We start from the raw sequence: 13,100 nt of genomic DNA, 5'->3' as shown, positions 1-13,100 counted from the left end.
CGGTGGCCGACGGTGTCGAGCCGCCCGGGCCCGCGCCCTGCGGGGCGCCGATCCGGTAGGGCCCGAGCGCCAGGGTCAGTGTCGTGCCCACCGTCACCACGACGGGGAGTGCGACGAACAGCACCCGGGTGCGGCGCTCGCGCGGCGCACGGGCGGCCTTGCCGGTCGTGGCGGCCCCGGGCGGACCGGGTTGCGCGACGGGTGCGGGAGCGGGCACCGCCGCAGCTGTCGTCCCTCGCTCCGGCTCGGCCTCCTCGATCAAACTTCGGCGTGGCGCGGGCGGTCGACCAGAGCAGGCTGACCAGGACCGGCATGATCATCGGGACGCCCGCCTACATGGCGCCCGAACAGGCCGTCGCGGACCGCGAACTGACGGGCGCGGCCGATGTGTTCGCCTTCGCCAGCCTGCTGCTCTTCGCGGCGCTGTATATAGGTGATTTGGCGTGGATGGGAGGGGTCCGTGACGGCTCGTCGGACTACGGCCCGCACCGCCCGGCGCGGACGGTCCGGGCGGGAGGCCGCGGACACGGCTCAGCCCCGTCCCGCGATCCGGTCCGCCGCTCTGGCGAGCGGGTCGGTGGCGAGCCGCGGGGAGGCCGACTCCCGGCGGTCGGCGGCGCGGTAGGCGGCGTACATGCCGTGGACGCCGAGCCACCGGAAGGGTTCAGGTTCCCAGCGTCGGACCTTGTGGCCGACCCAGGGCAGGGCGGTCAGTTCGGTGGGGCCCGCCTGGCCGGAGTCCTGCTGGATCAGGTCGCGCAGGGTACGGGCGGCGAGGTTGGCGGTGGCCACGCCGGAACCGACGTAGCCGCCCGCCCAGCCGAGGCCGGTGGAGCGGTCCAGGGTGACGGTGGCGCACCAGTCGCGGGGGACGCCGAGGACGCCGGACCAGGTGTGGTCGATCCGGGTGCCCGCCGTGGTGGGGAAGAAGCGGACCAGGAGGTCGCGGAGGGCTTCGACGGTGGCGGGCCGGGTACGGGCCGCGTCGTTGACGCGCGCCGCGGCGGAGCCGTAGCGGTAGGGCACGCCCCGGCCGCCCAGGGCGATACGGCCGTCGGCGGTGCGCTGGGCGTAGACGTACGCGTGCGCCATGTCGCCCAGCGTCTCGCGGCCCTCCCAGCCGATGGTGTCCCAGACGGACGCGGGCAGCGGTTCGGTGACGATCATGGAGGAGTTCATCGGGAGCCAGGTGCGTCTTTGGCCCTTGAGGTTCGCCGTGTAGCCCTCGGTGCAGCGCAGGATGTAGGGCGCGCGGACCGTGCCGTACGGAGTGATGGCGTGCTTGGCCTTGATCTCGGTGACGGGCGTCGACTCGTGGATCGTGACGCCGAGGGCCTCCACGGTGTCGGCGAGTCCCTTGACCAGCTTGGCCGGGTGCAGCCGCGCGCCGTGCGGGGTCCAGGTGGAGCCGACCGCTCCGGTGACCTTGACGCGCTCGGCGGTCTCGCGGGCGCCGCGCAGGACGCGGTCCGTCTCGCCGAACGCGATCTCCACGGAGTGGAAGTCCTTCAGACGGGCGAGCTGCGCCGGTGTGTGGGCCACTTCCAGGACGCCGCCCCGGTGGATGTCGGCGTCGATGTTCTCGTCGGCGGCGACGGTGATGACCTCGTCGACGGTGTCGTTCATCGCCTTCTGGAGCCGGACCGCCGCGTCGTGGCCGTGGAGCTTCGCGTACCGGTCGCGCCCCGCGATGCCGTTGTAGAGCCAGCCGCCGTTGCGCCCCGAGGCGCCGTAGCCGCAGAACCTGGCTTCCAGCACGGTGATGTTGAGGAAGGGGACGGCCTTCTTGAGGTAGTACGCCGTCCAGAGTCCGGTGTATCCGCCCCCGACGATGCAGACGTCCGCGGTCGCGTCGCCGGGCAGGGGTTCGCGGGGGGCGGGAGTGCCCTCCTGCGCGTACCAGAACGATATGCCGCCGTTGACGGTACTGACGGTGCTCATGATGCCCCTGGGGTGTCCGCTGTGCGCCGAGACTCTGTGTGACGGGACGTTACTGCGCGACAGGGGTTCTCGTCTTGTGCGCGGTACGCGAACCCGGCGGGTTGCGGGTCAGCGGGTAGCAGGCGAGGCCGATCAGTACGGCGGTGAAATGGCCCAGGTCGGTGAAGGTGCGGCCGGTGACGAGCGGGATGCCGTAGAAGACGAGGACGGCGAAGGCGTACACGTACCGCCAGGGCGGACGGACCCGGTAGGTGAGGACGGCGACGACACCCGCGAGCGCGTAACTGACTCCGACGTCCAGGGTGTTGGCCGCGGACTGCGGTGCGTGCCCGTGCCGGATCGCCCAGGCCAGGACGCCCTCGCTGACCAGGGTGGCGAGGATGTGGGCGGCGGCGGCCACGCCGAGCCAGCGCAGGGTGCCGAGCCAGTGTTCGGCGGTGGCGTGGAAGACGGTGAACAGCACGGCGTACGGGAGCCATCGCCCGCCGTCGATCCACAGGGCGCTGGTGACGAGGACCCGGACGGGGTTCTGCGACAGCTCGTGGATGTTGGTCGAGCGCTGGCGCAGGAAGTCCTCCTCGAAGTCCGGTGACATCCGGTGCATGACGACGGTGGTGACGAAGAGGACCGTCAGCCAGAGGTACGTGCCGGGGGCGCCGGTGACCCAGCGGCGCACGGCGGTGAGGGCGGTGGTGGTCTTCGCGGGACCGGGGCCCGCACCGGGGGCGGCCGCGGTGTCGGTGGCGTCGGCCCGCCCGTGGCCCGGCCGGTGGTTTCGGGGCATAGCCGATTGACCCACGGCCTACGATCCCGAGCGTGATCGACATTCCGGATGAGCTGATCGATACCCAGTCCACGTACAACGGGGAGGCCGGGCGGGCGTTCATCGCCGCGCTGCCGGGGCTGGCCGCCCGGTTCCTGGAGGAGTGGGGGCTGCGGCCGGACGGCGCGTCGATGTCCGGCATGTGCGCGCTGGTGCTGCCCGTGGTGCGGGAGGCGGACGGGTGCCCGGCCGCGCTGAAGCTTCAGATCGCGGACGAGGAGACGGCGGGGGAGCCGGTCGCGCTGCGGGTGTGGGGCGCGGCGGGGGCCGGGGCGGTGGGGCTGCTCGGCCATGACCCGGTGACCGGCACGCTGCTGCTGGAGCGGCTGGACGAGCGCCGCCCGCTGTCGGCCGTGGCGGACGCGCGGGAGGCGGTGCGGATCCTCGCGGAGGTACTGGCCCGGCTCACCGCCGTACCGGCGCCGGACGGGCTGCGGGGGCTCGGGCAGATCGCGGCGCGGATGCTGGACCGGGTGCCGGGGGCGGTCGGGGCGCTGGCGGAGGAGTCGGAGCGGCGGCTGCTGACCGACTGCGCGGCGGCGGTACGGGAGGTGGCGGGCGAGCCGGGCGGCCGGCTGCTCCACTGGGACCTGCACTACGACAACATCCTGGCCGGCCGGGCGGAGACGGGCCGGGCCCACGAGTGGGTGGCGCTGGACCCGAAACCACTGGCCGGGGACCCCGGCTTCGAGCTGTTCCCGGCGCTGGACAACCGGTTCGACGCGGCGGAGGTGGGGTGGCGGTTCGACGCGCTGACGGAGGCGCTGGGCATGGACCGGGACCGGGCACGTGCGCGGGCCTGGACGCTCGGCCGGGTGCTGCAGAACGGGCTGTGGGCGATCGAGGGCGGGCAGCGGCGGCTGTCCGGGGACCACGCGGAGATCGCCCGGCAGCTGCTGGCGCGCCGGGGGTAGGCGGGGGAGCGGGCGGACCGGTACGGGGCGGACCGGGGTGGGGGCCGGGGCGGGCGCCTGCTTACGCTGCCCCCATGATTCGTACCGCTACCCCCGCTGATGTCCCGGTCATCCACGCCATGGTGCGCGAACTGGCCGAGTACGAGAAGGCCCTCGACGAGGCGAACGCCACCGAGGAGCAGTTGCACGAGGCCCTGTTCGGCGACCGGCCCGCCGCGTACGCGCATGTCGCGGTGGCGGACGGTGGGGGCGACGGCGAGGTGGTCGGATTCGCGCTGTGGTTCCTCAACTTCTCGACCTGGCGCGGGGTGCACGGTATCTACCTGGAGGACCTGTACGTACGTCCGGAGCGGCGCGGCGGCGGTCATGGGAAGGCCCTGCTGACGGAACTGGCGCGGATCTGCCGGGAGCGGGGTTACGAGCGCCTGGAGTGGTCGGTGCTGAACTGGAACGCCCCGTCCATCGCCTTCTACGAGTCGCTGGGCGCGCGGCCGCAGGACGAGTGGACGGTGTACCGGCTGACGGACGGGGCGCTGGCGGAGCTCGGCGCGAGCTGACGTCGGGAGCCGGCGGTGGGCACCGACGTCGGGAACCGGTGGCGGGAGTTGCCGGCGCGCGGGCGTGCGCGGGGTTCCGGTTCTACGGTTCCAGGACGACCTTGCCCATCGTGCCGCGGGTTTCCATGGCGCGGTGGGCCGCGGCCGCTTCGGCGAGCGGGTAGCGCTGGACGGAGGGGCGCAGCCGGCCGGCCGCGGCCTCGGCGAGGGCCAGGGTCTCCAGGGCGCGCAGTCCGCCGCCCTTCTGGACCATGGCGGGGCCGAGCACGCTCTCGGACGTGATGCCGCGTTCGGCGATCTCCTCGGGGGTGAAGGTGAGCGGGCCGCCCTTGTGGAGGTCCTCGCCGGACCAGCCGAACACGATGTGCGCCCCGCCCGTGCCGAGGAGGTCGACGGCGGCGCGGGCGGTGACCCCGCCGACGGAGTCGTAGACGACGGTGGCGCGGCGGCCGATCCTGTCCAGGTGGGCGCGGACCCGGCCGGGCCAGTCGGGGAGCGTGTAGTCGACGGCGAGGTCGGCGCCGTTGGCCTCGACCCGGGCGACCTTGGCGGGGCCGCCCGCGAGGCCGATGACGGTGGCTCCGGCGTTCTTGGCGTACTGCACGAGCAGGGTGCCGATGCCGCCCGCCGCGGCGGGGATGATGACCACGGAGTCCGGGCCCAGCTCGGTGAACGCGAGGATGCCGAGGGTCGTGCGGCCCGTGCCGATCATGGCGACGGCCGCGGCCTCGTCGAGTCCGGCCGGGATCTCGTGGAGCCGGTCGGCGTCGGCGACCGTGAGTTCGGCGTAGCCGCCGGGGGCCATGCCGATGTGGACGACGACGCGCTTGCCGAGCCACGCGGGGTCGGTGCCCTCGCCGAGCGACTCGACCGTTCCGGCGACCTCCCGGCCCGGGATCGTGGGCAGTTCCGCGGCGGCCGCGTACGGGCCGGTCATGCCTTCGCGCAGGGCGGCGTCGAGGAGGTGCACGCCGGCCGCGGCCACGGCGATCCGTACCTGGCCGGGGCCGGGCAGGGGGTCCTCGGCCCATTCGTGGACCAGGTTGTCGGCGGGGCCGAAGGCGTGGAGGCGGATGGCTCGCATGGTGGTCTCCCCGGAGTCGTGTGCTGTGGGCGCTCCCCACTCTGTGACCTCAAGTGCTCTTGAGGTCAACCCGGTTCCCGTTCGCCTGCCGGTCGGGCGTTGTCAGTGGTGTGCGTCACGATGGGGTCATGGCAGGAAGTGCGGGCAGGACCAGAGGCAAGAAGGACACCCTGACGGCGGCGCGTCGGCCGGAGGTGCGGCTGCCGCCGCTCGTTCCGTACGACGGGGTGGGGCTGGAGCCGGACGGGGACTACGACGGTGTGCGGTTCGAGGCGGTGGACCTCGCCGACGAAGCGGGTCCGGGGGCCCGCTTCATGGACTGCGCGCTGGACGGCTGCGCCCTGGACCGTACGGAGCTGGTCAGAGCCCGCTTCATCGACTCGGTGCTCACGGGGGTACGGGGTGTGGGCACCGATCTCGCGGGGGCTTCGCTGCGGGATGTGGAGATCGTGGACGCCCGGCTGGGCGGGGTGCAGCTGCACGGCGCGGTGCTGGAGCGGGTGGTGGTGCGCGGCGGGAAGATCGACTACCTGAATCTGCGGAAGGCCCGGCTGAAGGACGTCGTGTTCGAGGGCTGTGTGCTGTCCGAGCCGGACTTCGGTGAGGCGCAGCTGGTGCGGGTGGAGTTCCGGGACTGTGTGCTGAAGCGGGCCGACTTCAGCTCCGTACGGATGGAGTCGGTGGACCTGCGGACGGTTGCGGAGCTGGATATCGCCCGGGGTGTGGAGCGGCTGGCGGGTGCGGTGATCAGCCCGGCTCAGCTGATGGAGCTGGCACCCGCGTTCGCCGCGCAGATCGGGGTGCGGGTGGAGGCGTGAGGACGCCGCGGGCCGGGCGGTCGCGCGGCCCGCGGGTGGTCACAGGCGGGGGAAGCGTGCCTGGAGGTCCCAGATCACGGGGTTCTCGGTGAGCCCGTCGTGCATGTCGCCCAGGTCGGCGATCAGGTCGTGCAGGAAGTCGCGGGCTTCGCGCCGCAGGAGGGAGTGGCTGAAGGTGAGCGGCGGTTCGTCGCCGGGCATCCAGTCGGCCTCGACGTCGACCCAGCCGAAACGGCGCGCGAACATCATGCGGTCCGTGGACTCGGTGAAGTCCAGCTCGGCGTACTGCTCACGGTGTGAGCGGTTGCCCCGCGGGTCCTGGTCGATCCGCTCGACGATGTCGCACAGCGCCCACGCGAAGTCGAGCACCGGAACCCATCCCCAGGCTGTGGATACTTCACGGTCCGCCTTGGTGTCCGCGAGGTAGACGTCACCGGAGAACAGATCGTGCCGCAGGGCATGGACGTCCGCGCGGCGGTAGTCGGTCTGCGGGGGGTCCGGGAAGCGCCGGGAGAGGGAGTAGCCGATGTCGAGCACGTGGTCGATGGTGTCATGCCCGATGACGGGGGACCGACACGACCGGGACAGCCCCTACGGCAGCAGCCGCTGTTCCTTCGCCACGGCGACCGCGCCCGCGCGGGTGTCGACGCCGAGCTTGTCGTAGATGCGGCCCAGGTGGGTCTTGACCGTGGCCTCGCTGATGAACAGGGCGCGGGCGATGTCCCGGTTGCCGAGCCCCTGCGAGAGCTGGCCCAGGATGTCGAGTTCGCGCTCGGTGAGGGTGGGCAGCGGTTTGCGCATCCGGGCCATGACCCGGCTGGCCACCGGCGGGGAGAGCGTCGTGCGGCCCTGGGCCGCCGAGCGGATCGCGGCGAACAGTTCCTCGGGGCGTTCGGCCTTCAGCAGATAGCCCGTGGCGCCCGCCTCGATCGCGCGGGTGATGTCCGCGTCCGTGTCGTACGTCGTGAGGACCAGCACATGCGCGGTGCCGGCTCCCGGCTCGGAGCCGGCCGCGGCGATCCTGCGGGTGGCCTCGACTCCGTCGATGCCCGCGCCCAGCTGGAGGTCCATCAGGACGACGTCCGGGGCGAGTCCGGCGGCCAGGGCGACGGCCTCCTCGCCGCTGCCCGCCTCGCCGACGACCTCGATGTCCGGTTCGCTGCCGAGCAGGGCGAGCAGCCCGGCGCGTACGACGGCGTGGTCGTCGCAGAGCAGGATGCGTACGGTCGCGGTCATGCGGATTCCTCCGGGGCGTTCTGCGGTACGGGGGTGAGGGGGACCGCTGCCGACAGCACCGTTCCCTCGCCCGGTGCCGACTCGATGGTGAGCGTTCCGCCGAGCTGCCGCACCCGGGCCCGCATCGCGGGCAGCCCGTGCCCGCGCACACCGGCCGGCGGGCGGAGCCCCGGAGCGGGCGGGCTGAAGCCGCGGCCGTCGTCGGCGATGTCGAGGACCACCCGGTCGTCCAGGTGCGTCAGGGTCAGCCCGGCCGCGGTCGCCCCCGCGTGCTCCCGTACGTTCGCCAGGGCACCCTGGGCGATCCGCAGCAGCGCCGACTGCACCCGGTCCGGCAGCGGGGTGTGCGCGGTGCCCTCCACGTGGCAGCGGACGGCGAGTGCGCCCTGCGCCTGAGCCGTCTCACGGGCCGCGAGCGCGTACAGGGCCGCCTCCAGGCCGCCGCCCTCCGCCAGGTCGGCCGGGGCCAGATCGTGGACGAAGCGGCGGGCCTCGGCGAGATTGCGTTCCGCGATGCCGGTCGCCGTCCGGACGTGCCGGCGGGCGGCGGCCGGGTCGTTGTCCCAGGTGCGGTCGGCGGCCTGGAGCAGCATCTGCTGGCTGGAGAGGCCCTGTGCGAGGGAGTCGTGGATCTCCATGGAGAGCCGCTGACGTTCGGCGAGGGTGCCTTCGCGGCGCTCGGTGGCGGCCAGTTCGCGCCGTGTGCGCAGCAGGTCGTCGATCAGTTCGCGCTGCCGTGCGGCCAGTTCCCGTTGGCGTACGGCCTGACGCCGCATATGGACGAAGACGGCGGTGGCCACGGCCGCGACGGCGGGCGGGGCGAGCACCAGATTCGGGTCGAAGCCCGTCGCCAGCCGCAGCTGCGCGGCGACCACGAACGCGGTCAGCAGGATGACCAGGGCGATCGCGGCGCGCGGCGGAAGCAGCCGCAGCCCCGTGTAGAACAGCGGTACCGCGCACCACGCGAAGCTCGGCGCGAGAACGACCAGCACCATCCACACGACGACGAGGACCCCGAGCCAGGTCAGCCTGCGGGGTGTCGGGCGCGAGCCGAGGACGGGGCCCAGAAGGTAGAGCACGGCGAGGGTGACCGACAGCGCGATGACCCACGGTGTGCGGTCCTCGCCCGGGTGCCGCATCAGGAACCGGCTGAGCGAGGCGCCGAGCAGCAGGAAGAACGCGGCGTGCATGAGAAACGCGAGCCATCGCGCGTCGGGGTCGGGGCCGGCGGCGTACCGGCCGGCGTCGGGGTCCGGGCATGGGCCGGCGGCGTACCGGTCGGCGTCGGGGCCGGGGCCTGGGCCGGGGTCGGCGGCGTACCGGCCGGGGGGCGTCGGCTCGCCGTGCTGCTGCACCTCGTACCTCGCACTTCCTGCCGATGGCGATGGATCCGGCGAACGGCCTGCCGACTTCCGCCGACTTCCGTCGGCCTCTGATGACCTCTGCTGACCTGCGCAGACCTTTCCATGGTGGCCCGAAGCGACCACCCCCGCATCAACCGATCGGCCGATGGGGCCGTCAGCCGAGCCGCGCGTCCGTTCCAGCCGGTATGCCGACGGTGCGGGCCCGGATCCGGCCGGAGGATCGACATCAGAGCGAAACGGCGACCGGCCCGCTCGCCCCGCAGAGCCACCGGAGCCCCCGGGGCCACCGGAACCACCAAGGAGCCCACCATGAAGAAGATGTCGCTGCGCACCCGCGTCCTGACCGGTGCCGTTGCCGCCGCCGCCCTGGGTGCCGGAACCTTCGGCGCGATGTCCGCGAACGCCTCCACTCCGGCCGCCGCCCCCGCCGCCGCCGTCAAGGCCGACACCGCCGACCGGAACCTCCAGCAGAGCACCCACCTGACCGTGGCCGCCGCCACCAAGGCCGCGCAGGCCACCCTCGACGCCGCGCAGAAGGAGAACCAGCGCGTCTCCGTCGCCGTCGTCGACCGCAACGGCAACACCATCGTGACCCTGCGCGGCGACGGCGCGGGCCCGCAGTCCCCCGAGTCGGCCGTGAAGAAGGCGTACACCGCCGTCTCCTGGAACGCGCCCACCTCCGAGCTGGCCAAGCGCCTGGAGCAGGCCCCGAACCTGAAGGACATCCCTGGCACCCTGTTCCTCGCGGGCGGTGCCCCGGTGCAGGTCAAGGGTGCCCCGGTGGCGGGCATCGGCGTGGCCGGCGCCCCCAGCGGCGACCTCGACGAGAAGTTCGCCGAGGCGGGCGTCGCCGCACTCGCCAAGTAACCGCACCCACGTACGTACGGAGAGACGCATGAACGCCCCCGATCACGACCTGCTCACCGCCGCACGCACCGGCGACACCGACGGAGTGCGGACCGCGATCGGGGGCGGCGCACGCGTCGACGCCCGGAACGAGGAACTGCGCACCCCGCTGCTCCTCGCCGTCCTCGGCGACCATGTGGAGGCGGCCCGGCTGCTGGTGGCGGCGGGCGCCGACCCCGATGCCCAGGACCGGCGCGAGGACAGCCCCTGGCTGGCGACCGGTGTGACCGGAAGCGTCGCGATGCTGCGTGCGCTGCTTCCGGCGGATCCGGATCTGACACTGCGCAACCGGTTCGGCGGCATCTCGCTCATCCCCGCCGCCGAACGCGGCCATGTCGCGTACGTACGGGAGGTGCTCCGGGCCACGGACATCGACGTCGACCACGTCAACCGGCTCGGCTGGACCGCCCTGCTGGAAGCCGTGATCCTCGGTGACGGCGGCCGGGCGCACCAGGAGATCGTGGAGCTGCTGCTGGCGGCCGGGGCGACACCCGGTCTGCCGGACGGTGACGGCGTCACCGCCCTGGAGCACGCCGAGCGGCGCGGCTTCGTGGAGATCGTGGCACTGCTCCGGGACGACCGGTGACCGGGGAGAGCGCGCGGACCGCCGGGGAGGGCGCGCGGAAGACCGCCCGGAGGAGCGCGCGGAAGGGCGTCCGCCGGACGGTACCGGCGCTCGCGGCCGCCGCCGTGCTCGCCGGATGCGCGACGGACGCGACGGGTACGGCCGACGACTCGGCGAGCGACAGGGCGAGCGACACGGCACCCGGCTCGGCGGCCGGCTCGTCCGGTGCGGCGAAGGACTCCGCCTCGCCTGCCTCGCCCGCCTCGCCCGCCCCGGACGGACCCGGCAGGACCCCGCGCGGCACCCTCCTCGTCGCCGACTTCGGCAGCGACACCGTGACGTTCGTCGACCCGGAGCCCGGCGGGGGCCGTGGCCCGATCGCCGAGGTGAAGGCCGGCACCGCCCCGTACGGGCTCGTCGTCGGTGAGGACGGGCGGGCCTGGGTGGCGACCGCGGAAGGGGTCGCCGTCATCGACACCGCGACCCGGACCCGGTCGGCCCTCGTCCCGTACGAGACGGAGAGCGGCCCGGCCACGACCGGCGAATACCGGGGCGGCGGCATGGGCATCGCCCTCGCCCCCGACGGCAGGCACATCTACGTCGGCGTCAACGTCCCCGGCGGCGACGGGACGCTGGAGATCATCGACACCGCGACCCGCGAGGTGACCGCCACCGTGCCCGTCGGCCGCCGCCCCTTCGACGTGGACGTCTCGCCCGACGGCCGTGAGGTGTACGCCACCGGCCACGACTCCTTCGATGTGACGGCGGTGGACACGGGGACGCTGGAGCCGCGGCGGATGGAGGTCGCCCCGTACGGCACCGAGGGCGGTCTCGGCTCCTGGCTGAAGCCGCACTACGCCGTCGTACGCCCGGCGGACGGAAAGCTGCTCCTGCCCTTCGAGGGCGAGCGGCTCGCGGTCCTGGACCCGCGCACCGGCAAGGTGCGGATCGAGCGGATGACCGCCGACACGCACCAGCACGGAGCGGCGCTCGCCCCCGACGGCACTCTCCTCGTCGTCGGCACCGGCCCGATCGCCGCCGATGACGAGGCCCCCTCCCTCACCGTCCGCACCCCGGACGGCGAGGAGCGCGTCGTTCCGCTGGAGGGACCGCACGAGGACGTGGCGGTGTCGCGGGACGGCCGTACGGCGTACGTCACGGGAGGCTTCACCCGCGACGGCTACTGGAACGGCATCACCGTCGTCGACCTCCACGACGACGGGGACGGGTACGCCGCACCGGTCCGGATCGACGCAGGTGAACGTCCCCTGGGCATCGCCGTTCTCTGACCGCCCGCCGACTCCGACATTCCGCACATAGGATCATCGGTGTGGATCAGCGAACACCGGCACGGCGACCCCCGGCCCGGCAGCCCGCAGCCCGGCATCCCGCGGCAGGGCGGCTCTCGGCAGGGCAGCCCGCGGCAGGGCGGCGAACCCCCGTACGACGCACCATGCCCGTCGTCGCGCTGACGCTCGCGCTCGCCCTCCTCGGCTCGGCGTGCACGGGAGGCGGCGGCGGGGTGACCGGCACCCCCGGCGCCGCCGGGCTGCGCGACCCGTACTTCCCCAGACTCGGCAACGGCGGCTACGACGTCACCCACTACGGCCTGACGCTCGACGCCGACCCCGTCGCCCACCGGCTTCGGGGGACGGCCGAGATCACCGCCCGCGCCACCCAGGACCTCAGCGCCTTCCACCTCGACCTCGCCGGGCTCGATGTGGAGAGCGTCACCGTCGAGGGGCACCCGGCCGCCGTCAACCGCGCGGGCAAGGAGCTGACGCTGCGTCCGGCCGCCGCTGTCGAGGACCGGCTGCGCAAGGGCCGCACGTTCCGTACGGTCGTGCGCTACTCGGGCTCCCCGCTGACCATCACCGACGCGGACGGGTCAGAGGAGGGCTGGCTGCGGACGGCGGACGGTTCGGTCGCGCTGGGCGAACCGGCCGGTTCCCCGGCCTGGTTCCCCGGAAACCACCACCCGAGCGACAAGGCCTCGTACGACATCGAGGTCACCGTGCCGAAGGGGCTGACGGCCGTCTCCAACGGGGAACTGACCTCACGTCGCACGGCCGGGGACCGCACCACGTTCAGCTGGCACACACCCGAGCCCATGGCGAGCTATCTGGCCACCGTCGCCATCGGGAAGTTCGACACGAAGGAGTCCGTCACCGCGGACGGCGTCGCGGTGTTCACGGCCGTGGACCCGGAGGTGGCGGAGGCGAGCGCCCCGGCCCTGGGCCGGCTCGCCGAGGTCATGGAGTGGGGGGCGGAGAACTTCGGCCCGTACCCCTTCGGCTCCACCGGCGTGGTCATCGACCGCCGGGACGACGCCGGGTACGCCCTGGAGACCCAGAACCGGCCGTACTTCCCGGGTCCGCCCGACACCGGGCTCCTCGTCCATGAGCTGGCCCACCAGTGGTTCGGGAACTCCGTCACGCCCCGGACCTGGCAGGACATGTGGCTGAACGAGGGCTTCGCGACGTACGCGGAGTGGATCTGGCTGGAGGACTACGAGGACATCCCGGCTCAGGACAGCTTCGACGAGGCCTTCGAGGACGACGACAACTGGGCCTTCCCGCCCGCCGAACCGCCGTCCGCCGCCGATCTCTCCGAGCCGCCGGTGTACGGGCGCGGGGCGATGGTCATCCATGAGATCCGGCTGGCCCTGGACGACGACGAGGCGTTCTTCGACCTGATCGCCGGGTGGGCGAAGGCCCACCGGCACGGCAACGCCTCCACCGAGGACTTCACCGCGTACGTGGAGGAGGAGAGCGGCCAGGACCTGACGGAGCTGTGGGACACCTGGCTGTACGGCGAGAGCCGGCCGCCCGAGGGCTGACCGGCTCCCACCGCATGTCACTCACTCAGCAGCCGTGGAACAGCCGCTGACCG

Annotated in this window: 13 protein-coding genes; 7 read left to right on the top strand and 6 right to left on the bottom strand. The window is 73.4% G+C overall.

The features are described from left to right. Positions 1–531: 531 nt before the first annotated feature. The gene (locus OHA98_RS36945) at positions 532–1,941 is read right to left on the bottom strand and encodes an FAD-binding oxidoreductase (protein WP_266932151.1); all 1,410 of its coding nucleotides are present in this window, start codon (positions 1,939–1,941) and stop codon (positions 532–534) included. Positions 1,942–1,990: 49 nt separating this feature from the next. Further along, the gene (locus tag OHA98_RS36940) at positions 1,991–2,725 is read right to left on the bottom strand and encodes a rhomboid-like protein (RefSeq protein WP_266932150.1); all 735 of its coding nucleotides are present in this window, start codon (positions 2,723–2,725) and stop codon (positions 1,991–1,993) included. A 32-nt stretch (positions 2,726–2,757) separates the two neighbouring features. On the opposite strand from OHA98_RS36940, the gene OHA98_RS36935 reads away from it, so the two are divergent. Both OHA98_RS36935 and OHA98_RS36930 read left to right on the top strand, forming a co-directional pair. Beyond that, positions 2,758–3,678, top strand: coding sequence for an aminoglycoside phosphotransferase family protein (locus tag OHA98_RS36935; protein ID WP_266932148.1), 921 nt, complete (start codon positions 2,758–2,760; stop codon positions 3,676–3,678). A gap of 74 nt (positions 3,679–3,752) precedes the next feature. Beyond that, the gene (locus OHA98_RS36930; RefSeq protein WP_266932146.1) at positions 3,753–4,235 is read left to right on the top strand and encodes a GNAT family N-acetyltransferase; all 483 of its coding nucleotides are present in this window, start codon (positions 3,753–3,755) and stop codon (positions 4,233–4,235) included. Between the two features lie 82 nt (positions 4,236–4,317). On the opposite strand, the gene OHA98_RS36925 is transcribed toward OHA98_RS36930, so the two are convergent. Then, positions 4,318–5,319: a zinc-binding dehydrogenase gene (locus OHA98_RS36925; RefSeq protein WP_266932144.1), complete on the bottom strand. Its 1,002-nt coding sequence runs from the start codon at positions 5,317–5,319 to the stop codon at positions 4,318–4,320. Between the two features lie 128 nt (positions 5,320–5,447). Here OHA98_RS36925 and OHA98_RS36920 point away from each other — a divergent pair, with 128 nt between their 5' ends. Continuing rightward, complete coding sequence (locus OHA98_RS36920) at positions 5,448–6,137, top strand: pentapeptide repeat-containing protein (RefSeq protein WP_266932143.1); 690 nt, start codon at positions 5,448–5,450, stop codon at positions 6,135–6,137. Positions 6,138–6,176: 39 nt separating this feature from the next. On the opposite strand, the gene OHA98_RS36915 is transcribed toward OHA98_RS36920, so the two are convergent. The 3 genes from OHA98_RS36915 to OHA98_RS36905 are packed head-to-tail and all read right to left on the bottom strand — an operon-like array spanning position 6,177 to position 8,728. Beyond that, complete coding sequence (locus OHA98_RS36915) at positions 6,177–6,674, bottom strand: hypothetical protein (RefSeq protein WP_266932142.1); 498 nt, start codon at positions 6,672–6,674, stop codon at positions 6,177–6,179. A 54-nt stretch (positions 6,675–6,728) separates the two neighbouring features. Next, positions 6,729–7,373, bottom strand: coding sequence for a response regulator transcription factor (locus OHA98_RS36910; RefSeq protein WP_266932140.1), 645 nt, complete (start codon positions 7,371–7,373; stop codon positions 6,729–6,731). Continuing rightward, positions 7,370–8,728, bottom strand: a complete 1,359-nt coding sequence (locus OHA98_RS36905) for a sensor histidine kinase (protein ID WP_266932139.1) — start codon at positions 8,726–8,728, stop codon at positions 7,370–7,372. Before OHA98_RS36905 ends, OHA98_RS36910 begins: the two co-directional genes overlap by 4 nt. A gap of 318 nt (positions 8,729–9,046) precedes the next feature. On the opposite strand from OHA98_RS36905, the gene OHA98_RS36900 reads away from it, so the two are divergent. The 4 genes from OHA98_RS36900 (at position 9,047) to OHA98_RS36885 (ending at position 13,047) form a co-directional block, all read left to right on the top strand. Beyond that, a complete protein-coding gene (locus tag OHA98_RS36900; RefSeq protein WP_266932137.1) occupies positions 9,047–9,604 on the top strand; it encodes a heme-binding protein in 558 nt (185 codons plus the stop codon). Positions 9,605–9,632: 28 nt separating this feature from the next. Next, the gene (locus OHA98_RS36895) at positions 9,633–10,229 is read left to right on the top strand and encodes an ankyrin repeat domain-containing protein (protein WP_266932136.1); all 597 of its coding nucleotides are present in this window, start codon (positions 9,633–9,635) and stop codon (positions 10,227–10,229) included. Next, positions 10,226–11,497, top strand: a complete 1,272-nt coding sequence (locus tag OHA98_RS36890; protein WP_266932135.1) for a YncE family protein — start codon at positions 10,226–10,228, stop codon at positions 11,495–11,497. The genes OHA98_RS36895 and OHA98_RS36890 overlap by 4 nt, the downstream gene beginning before the upstream one ends. 164 nt (positions 11,498–11,661) lie before the next feature. Next, a complete protein-coding gene (locus tag OHA98_RS36885; RefSeq protein ID WP_266932133.1) occupies positions 11,662–13,047 on the top strand; it encodes a M1 family metallopeptidase in 1,386 nt (461 codons plus the stop codon). The last annotated feature ends 53 nt before the right edge of the window (positions 13,048–13,100 follow it).

Origin of the sequence: Streptomyces sp. NBC_00654 (assembly GCF_026341775.1) — a bacterium.
GTDB lineage: Bacteria > Actinomycetota > Actinomycetes > Streptomycetales > Streptomycetaceae > Streptomyces.
The sequence above is the reverse complement of the archived record's forward strand: the minus strand, read 5'-3'. Positions and strand labels throughout refer to the sequence as shown.

What these genes read in the sequence shown, in the direction of transcription:
- OHA98_RS36900 (WP_266932137.1), top strand. Translation starts at nt 9,047, where the DNA reads ATGAAGAAGATGTCGCTGCGCACCCGCGTCCTGACCGGTGCCGTTGCC.
- OHA98_RS36885 (WP_266932133.1), top strand. Translation starts at nt 11,662, where the DNA reads ATGCCCGTCGTCGCGCTGACGCTCGCGCTCGCCCTCCTCGGCTCGGCG.
- OHA98_RS36910 (WP_266932140.1), bottom strand. Translation starts at nt 7,373, where the DNA reads ATGACCGCGACCGTACGCATCCTGCTCTGCGACGACCACGCCGTCGTA.
- OHA98_RS36925 (WP_266932144.1), bottom strand. Translation starts at nt 5,319, where the DNA reads ATGCGAGCCATCCGCCTCCACGCCTTCGGCCCCGCCGACAACCTGGTC.
- OHA98_RS36930 (WP_266932146.1), top strand. Translation starts at nt 3,753, where the DNA reads ATGATTCGTACCGCTACCCCCGCTGATGTCCCGGTCATCCACGCCATG.
- OHA98_RS36940 (WP_266932150.1), bottom strand. Translation starts at nt 2,725, where the DNA reads ATGCCCCGAAACCACCGGCCGGGCCACGGGCGGGCCGACGCCACCGAC.
- OHA98_RS36895 (WP_266932136.1), top strand. Translation starts at nt 9,633, where the DNA reads ATGAACGCCCCCGATCACGACCTGCTCACCGCCGCACGCACCGGCGAC.
- OHA98_RS36920 (WP_266932143.1), top strand. Translation starts at nt 5,448, where the DNA reads ATGGCAGGAAGTGCGGGCAGGACCAGAGGCAAGAAGGACACCCTGACG.
- OHA98_RS36945 (WP_266932151.1), bottom strand. Translation starts at nt 1,941, where the DNA reads ATGAGCACCGTCAGTACCGTCAACGGCGGCATATCGTTCTGGTACGCG.